The following is a 6,770-nucleotide window of genomic DNA, read 5'->3' as shown; positions in this document are numbered from 1 at the left end:
GAGAACGGCCGCCGCATCGTGCGGGCGCTGGAGGTCGTCGAGATCACCGGCCGGCCGTTCACGGCCTCGCTGCCCACACTGGAGTACGCCGACCCGCACACCGTCCAGATCGGCGTCGACATCGACCGGCCCACGCTCGACGAGCGGATCGCCGCACGCGTGGACGCGATGTTCGAGGCCGGGTTCGTCGACGAGGTCGAGCGGCTGCTGGCCGAGGGTCTCGCCGAGGGCCGCACCGCCGGCCGCGCGATCGGCTACCGCGAGGTCGCGGCGTACCTCGCGGGCGAGCTGGGTCTCGAGGAGGCGCGGGAGCGCACGATCACGGCCACGCGCCGGTTCGCCCGCCGGCAGGACTCGTGGTTCCGCAAGGACCCGCGGATCACCTGGATCCGCCACGACGACCCCGAGCTGGTCGACCGCGCGGTGAGCAAGATCGGTCAAGCGGGCGGGGATGGGTCGCCGCCAGACTGAGACCCATGGCGGGACGGGATCGGCTGCGCGAGCTGCTCGACGCGGTGCTCGACGAGCAGCACACGAGCCTGGAGGAGATGGCGGGCGGGGCGTTCGCGTCGCCGTACCACTTCAGCCGCCAGCTCTCGGCCGGTGCCGGTGAGCCGCCGGTGGCGATGCGCCGTCGCGTGATGCTCGAGCGGGCGGCGTGGCAGCTGCGCGGGGGTGCGTCGGTCACCGACGCGGCGTTCGCGGCCGGCTACGACTCCGTCGAGGGCTTCAGCCGGGCGTTCGCGCGGGCCTTCGGCCACCCGCCGTCCGAGCCGGGCGCCGGGGGCCACTGGCTGCCCGCGCCGAACGGGATCCACTTCCACCCGCCCACCTCACTGTGGGTGCACACCGGGGAGCACACGATGACCCAGCCCCTGGACCTCCTGGTCCACCACGACCTCGACGACACTCGCGAGCTCATCGATCTCGCCAAGCAGCTGCCCGACGCCGACTACCGCCGCGAGCTGCGCCCCGGCCAGCTGGTCTCGGCGTGGGAGGGCGCCGAGCCGTCGATCGCGGCGGTGCTCGAGCGGACCGTGTTCACCAAGGAGGTCTGGCTGGCCGCGATCCTCGGCGAGGAGCACCCGGCCGACCGCGCCGACACCCCCGCCGACCTCGTCCGCCGCCACGACGACGTCGCGCCCCGGTGGCTGGAGACCGTCCGCGACCTGGGGCGACGCGACGCGTGGGACGACCGGATCGTCGACGCGCTGTGCGACCCGCCCGAGAGCTTCGTGGTCGGCAGCATCCTCGCCGACGTCCTCACCTTCGCCGCCCACCGTCGGCTGACCGTCCGCGCGATGCTCCGCGACCTCGGCCACGAGACCGACGAGGGCGACCCCATCACCTGGCTGCGACGACGATCCGGAGGCACCCCATGAAGACGGTCTACTACACCGCCAGCTCCCTCGACGGGTTCATCGCCGACCCGGACAACTCGCTGAGCTGGCTGCTGAGCCGCGACATCGACGAGGCCGGACCGATGAGCTACCCGTCGTTCCGCGCGACGATCGGCGCCGCCGCGCTGGGGGCGACGACCTACCAGTGGATCCTCGACAACGACCCGGGCGGCTGGGACTTCACGATGCCGTCGTGGGTCTTCACCCACCGCTCGTTCGAGCCGCAGGACGGCATCACGTTCACCACCGACGACGTGCGGAACGTCCATGCCGCGATGAGCGAGGCGGCCGGTGGCAAGGACGTCTGGCTGATCGGCGGCGGCGACCTGGTCGGTCAGTTCGCCGACGCCGGCCTGCTCGACGAGGTGTGGGTGCAGTACGCCCCGGTGACCCTCGGCGGCGGCGCCCCGCTGCTGCCGCGGCGCATCGAGCTGCGCCTCGAGGACCACGCCCGCAACCGCGAGTTCCTCTGTGGGCGGTACGTGGTTTCGCCGGCCGACTGAGCGGGCACGGGTCGGGGTATGCGTCGTCTCGGGATCGTCGTACCGCTCTGCCTGTCGCTGCCCCTGGCCTCCGCGCTGCTCGTGCCGCCCGCCGGCGCGACGCCGCACGCGCCACCCCCGCCACCCGCGCCACCGAAGGTCCCCACCGCGGTCGGGTACGGCGGCGGCGTGGCGTCCGTGGACCCCGACGCCTCCCGCGTCGGGCTGCGCGTCCTCAAGGACGGTGGCAACGCCGTCGACGCGGCTGTCGCGACCGCGGCGGCGCTCGGGGTGACCGAGCCGTTCAGTGCCGGCATCGGCGGTGGCGGCTACTTCGTCCACTACGACGCCGCGACCGGGAAGGTGCACACGATCGACGGCCGCGAGACCGCGCCCGCCGCGATGCCGCACGACGCGTTCATCGACCCGGAGACCGGGGAGCCCTACAACTTCTCCCCGGAGCTGGTCACCAGCGGCGTGTCCGTCGGGGTGCCGGGCACGCTCGCCACCTGGCAGCGCGCGCTGCGCCGGTGGGGCACGCGTTCGCTCGCCCAGTCGCTCGCACCGGCCGAGCGGCTCGCCCGCCGGGGCTTCGTCGTCGACGAGACGTTCCGCGGCCAGGTCGAACAGAACGAACGCCGCTTCAAGGCGATCGTGCCGACCCGGAGGCTCTACTACCGCGGTGGCCACGCTCCCCGGGTCGGCAGCGTGTTCCGCAACCCGGACCTGGCGCGGACCTACCGTCTGATCGCCGACCGCGGCCAGCGGGCGTTCTACGACGGCCGCCTCGCCGGCGAGATCGTCCGCGCCGTCCGGCGCCCGCCGACGACGAGGAGCACGACGCTGCCGGTGCCGCCGGGGTTCATGGTCCGCCGCGACCTCGAGCGTTACCGGACGGTCGATCGGGCGCCGACGCACGTCGGCTACCGCGGCCTCGACGTCTACGGCATGGCGCCGTCCTCCTCGGGCGGCTCCACGATCGGGGAGGCGCTCAACATCCTGGAGCGTCACGACCTCGGGTCGCTCCCGAGGGCGGAGGCGCTGCACCTCTACCTGGAGGCGAGCGCCCTGGCCTTCGCGGACCGCGGCGCGTACGTCGGCGACCCGGACCAGGTCGACGTACCCCTCGCCGACCTGCTCAGCGACGACTTCGCCGCCGAGCGGGACTGCGAGATCGACCCCGCCCAGGCCGCGGACAAGCCGGTCGCGCCGGGCGACGTGTCGTCGTACGACGGCGCCTGCGGCGACGCCCCGGCCCGCGCGGGGGCCGCGCGGTCCGACACCGAGAACGTCGAGACCACGAATCTCACGGTTGCCGACCGGTGGGGCAACGTCGTCGAGTACACGCTGACCATCGAGCAGACCGGCGGCTCGGCGATCGTGGTCCCGGGCCGCGGCTTCCTGCTCAACAACGAGCTCACCGACTTCACCGCGGTCTACGACCCCGACGACCCCAACCGGATCGAGCCGCTGAAGCGGCCGCGCAGCTCGATGGCGCCGACGCTCGTGCTGCGCGACGGCAAGCCGTTGGTCGCGGTGGGCTCGCCCGGCGGCTCGACGATCATCACCACGGTGCTGCAGATCCTCCTCGACCGCCTCGACCTCGGCATGTCGCTGCCCGAGGCGATCGCGGCACCCCGCGCCACCCAGCGCAACACGCCCGCCGTGCTCGCGGAGCCGGCGTTCGTCGAGCAGTACGGCGGCGCGCTCGCGGCGCTCGGCCACGACGTGCAGACCTACGACGACATCTTCACCGGCAGCCACGAGATCGGCGCGGCGACCGGCATCGAGTTCGGGCCCGGCGGGCTGCTGACGGTCGCGGCCGAGCCGGACCGGCGGGGCGGCGGCTCAGCCGCCGTCGTACGTCCGCAATCGAGGTGACGGCGCCAGTACCGTAAGGGGTGTGGAGAGCGCCGCACCCCCGACCGAGCGGGCCTGGACCGAGATCGGCACCGTGGACGAGCTGGTCGGGCTGCTCGGAGAACCCAACGCCCGCGCCCGCGACAAGGGCCGCACCGCGCTCCTCGAGGTCGATCGCGCCTGGCTGGCGGCCTCGCCGTTCTGCGTGCTCGCGACCTCGTCGGCCGACGGCCGCTGCGACGCCTCGCCCAAGGGCGACCCGGCCGGATCGCTCGTGCACGTCATCGACGACCGCACGATCGCGATCGCCGAGCGGCCGGGCAACAAGCGGGCCGACGGCTACAAGAACATCCTCGAGAACCCGCACGTCGGGCTGAACTTCCTCATCCCCGGCCGCGGCGACACGCTGCGCGTCAACGGCCGCGCGCGGCTCGTCAGCGACGCGCCGTTCTTCGACGAGATGGTCGTCAAGGGCCACCGCCCGCTGCTCGCGGTGGTCGTCGACGTCGAGGAGGTGTTCTTCCACTGCGCCAAGGCGTTCTTGCGCTCGGGACTGTGGAAGCCGGAGACCTGGGACCCCGAGGGCGTGGTGCCCCGACGTGCGGTCATCGCGGCGACCGTCGAGCCGAGCGGACTGACCGCCGAGCAGCTCGACGACTACTACCGGCCCGAGAACTACGAGCGGGGTCTGTATGCCTGAGCCCTACGCGTTCCTCAAGGGCCACGGCACCGAGAACGACTTCGTGCTGCTGCCCGACCACGACGGCACCGTCCACGGCGACCTGTCCGCCGACCGGGTGCGGGCGCTCTGCGACCGGCGCGCCGGCATCGGCGGTGACGGCGTGCTGCGCGTCGTACGCCGCGAGGGCCGATGGTTCATGGACTACCGCAACGCCGACGGCTCGATCGCCGAGATGTGCGGCAACGGCATCCGGGTGTTCGCCCGCTACCTCCTGGAGGCTGGGCTCGTCGACCCGACGGCGCCGATCGAGGTCGACACCCGGGACGGGCTGAAGGTCGTGCGGGTCGACGGTGACCAGATCACCGCCGACCTCGGGACGCCGCGCGTGCTCGGCGACACGGTCGTCGGGGTCGGCGCCACCAGCTGGCCGGCGCAGCACGTGGACATGGGCAACCCGCACGCGGTCGCGTTCGTGGACTCCCTCGACCCGCACGGGCCGGTGGGCCCGCTGCTCGACCCGCCCAGCCGCGACCCGGAGAGGTTCCCGGACGGGGTGAACGTGGAGTTCGTCGTACGCCGCGGGGAGCGCCACGTCGCGATGCGCGTGCACGAGCGCGGCTCGGGGGAGACCCGCTCCTGCGGCACCGGCGCCTGCGCGGTGATGGTGGCCGCCGCGCTCGCCGACGACGCCCGGCCCTCCGGGTCGGACGTGGCCTACCGGGTCGACGTCCCCGGCGGCACGCTCACGGTGACCTGGACCACCGACGACCGGGTGCTGCTCACCGGCCCCGCCGTCATCGTCGCGCGGGGGACCACGGCGCTCTGAGCGGTTGCGGGTTTCACCGGTCGGCCGGTGAACCCCGCACGACACGCCGAGGGACACCGGCGTGTCGTGCGGGTTTCGGCTGACAGGTCACACCCGGCGACCCGACCGTGACAGCGCCACTGTGAGCGTGGCTATGCTCGCGCCCATGGACATCAACGGAGCCAGTGCCATCGTCACGGGCGCAGCGTCGGGCATCGGCGCGGCCGCCGCCCGCCAGCTCGCCGCGAAGGGCGCGATCGTGGTCGTCGCCGACCTGCAGGCCGAGAAGGGCGAGGCACTCGCCCAGGAGATCGGCGGCGTGTTCGCCCAGGTCGACGTGACGAACACCGAGCAGATCAAGGCCGCGGTCGACGCCGCCACCCAGATCGCGCCGCTGCGCGCGTGCGTCAACTCCGCCGGCATCGGCTGGGCGCAGCGCACGATCGGCCGCGACGGCGAGTTCGACTCCGCCCACGACCTCGAGGCGTTCCGCAAGGTCATCGCGATCAACCTGATCGGCACCTTCGACATGACCCGCCTGGCCGCGACGGCGATGAGCCGCAACGAGCCCGACGAGGACGGCTGCCGCGGGGCGATCGTCAACCTCGCGAGCGTCGCGGCGTTCGACGGCCAGATCGGCCAGGCGTCGTACTCCGCCTCCAAGGGCGGCGTCGTCGGCATGACGCTCCCGGTCGCCCGCGACCTCGCGGCGTCCGGCATCCGCCTCAACACGGTCGCGCCCGGCCTGATCGACACCCCGATCTACGGCGAGGGCGAGCAGGCCGAGGCGTTCAAGGCCAAGCTCGGCGAGAGCGTGCTGTTCCCCAAGCGCCTCGGTGTGCCCGACGAGCTGGCGAGCATGGTCGTCGAGTGCATCACCAACAGCTACATGAACGGCGAGGTGGTCCGCGTCGACGGCGGCATCCGGATGCCTCCCAAGTAGTCGATGCCGGGTCGTGTGCCTGAGAACGCTCCATAGCCCGTGCTCAGGCACACGACCCGTTCAGGCGGCCCGACGTCCCATCCGGGCTAGCAGCTTGGCCTGGCGCGACGCGTCGGTGGGCACCTCGACCGGCCGCTTGAACACGCCGTCGTCGTACGCGTGCTCCCCGAAGCCCTCGAACGCCGCCTCCATCGCGGCCATGTCGGCGTCGGTGAACGTCGTCGGCCGGCCCTGGGAGGAGCCGAGATCCCAGCCGTGGACCACGAGGTCGAACCCGTAGAAGTCGTCCAGGGTCGCGCCCATCGTGGTGCGGCCGAAGAACCCGTCGTACTCCCGCGCTCGCAGCTCGTCGGTGACGAGCGGGCGTACGCCGGCCAGGTGCGCCGTCCACACCTCCTCCGGGCTCCCACCGGGCCGGTCGCCGACCGGCACGTCCATCCGGGTGAGGTAGTCGCGCTGGGTGTCGACGACGTGGTCGACGACGTCGGCGGCGCTCCAGCCCTCGCACGGGCTGGGCGCGGACCAGTCGGTCGTGGCGGTGACGAGGGCGGTGAATCGGTCGGCTGCGTCGAGGAAGAAGCTCATGGCGCCCAGCATC

Annotated in this window: 7 protein-coding genes and 1 pseudogene; 7 read left to right on the top strand and 1 reads right to left on the bottom strand. The window is 73.0% G+C overall.

The window, feature by feature from the left end:
- The 7 genes and pseudogenes from VGD85_RS09485 to VGD85_RS09455 all read left to right on the top strand — a co-directional run.
- Positions 1-471, top strand: a pseudogene (locus VGD85_RS09485) (tRNA dimethylallyltransferase); the annotation flags it as partial.
- A gap of 5 nt (positions 472-476) precedes the next feature.
- Positions 477-1,382, top strand: a complete 906-nt coding sequence (locus VGD85_RS09480; RefSeq protein ID WP_331063207.1) for a helix-turn-helix domain-containing protein — start codon at positions 477-479, stop codon at positions 1,380-1,382.
- Positions 1,379-1,903 (top strand): dihydrofolate reductase family protein, encoded by a 525-nt coding sequence (locus VGD85_RS09475; protein ID WP_331063206.1) that lies wholly within the window; start codon positions 1,379-1,381, stop codon positions 1,901-1,903. Before VGD85_RS09480 ends, VGD85_RS09475 begins: the two co-directional genes overlap by 4 nt.
- 18 nt (positions 1,904-1,921) lie before the next feature.
- On the top strand, positions 1,922-3,763 hold the full coding sequence (ggt, locus tag VGD85_RS09470) for a gamma-glutamyltransferase (RefSeq protein WP_331063205.1): 1,842 nt from the start codon (positions 1,922-1,924) through the stop codon (positions 3,761-3,763).
- Positions 3,764-3,785: 22 nt separating this feature from the next.
- Positions 3,786-4,442: an MSMEG_1061 family FMN-dependent PPOX-type flavoprotein gene (locus VGD85_RS09465; protein WP_331063204.1), complete on the top strand. Its 657-nt coding sequence runs from the start codon at positions 3,786-3,788 to the stop codon at positions 4,440-4,442.
- A complete protein-coding gene (dapF, locus tag VGD85_RS09460; RefSeq protein WP_331063203.1) occupies positions 4,435-5,250 on the top strand; it encodes a diaminopimelate epimerase in 816 nt (271 codons plus the stop codon). Before VGD85_RS09465 ends, dapF begins: the two co-directional genes overlap by 8 nt.
- Before the next feature lie 145 nt (positions 5,251-5,395).
- Complete coding sequence (locus VGD85_RS09455) at positions 5,396-6,172, top strand: SDR family NAD(P)-dependent oxidoreductase (protein ID WP_331063202.1); 777 nt, start codon at positions 5,396-5,398, stop codon at positions 6,170-6,172.
- Between the two features lie 60 nt (positions 6,173-6,232).
- On the opposite strand, the gene VGD85_RS09450 is transcribed toward VGD85_RS09455, so the two are convergent.
- The coding region (locus tag VGD85_RS09450; protein ID WP_331063201.1) for a maleylpyruvate isomerase family mycothiol-dependent enzyme at positions 6,233-6,770 on the bottom strand (538 nt) is incomplete at its 5' end.

It is taken from the genome of Nocardioides sp. (genome assembly GCF_036401255.1).
GTDB lineage: Bacteria > Actinomycetota > Actinomycetes > Propionibacteriales > Nocardioidaceae > Nocardioides.
This window is presented reverse-complemented; position numbering and strand designations above follow the sequence as displayed.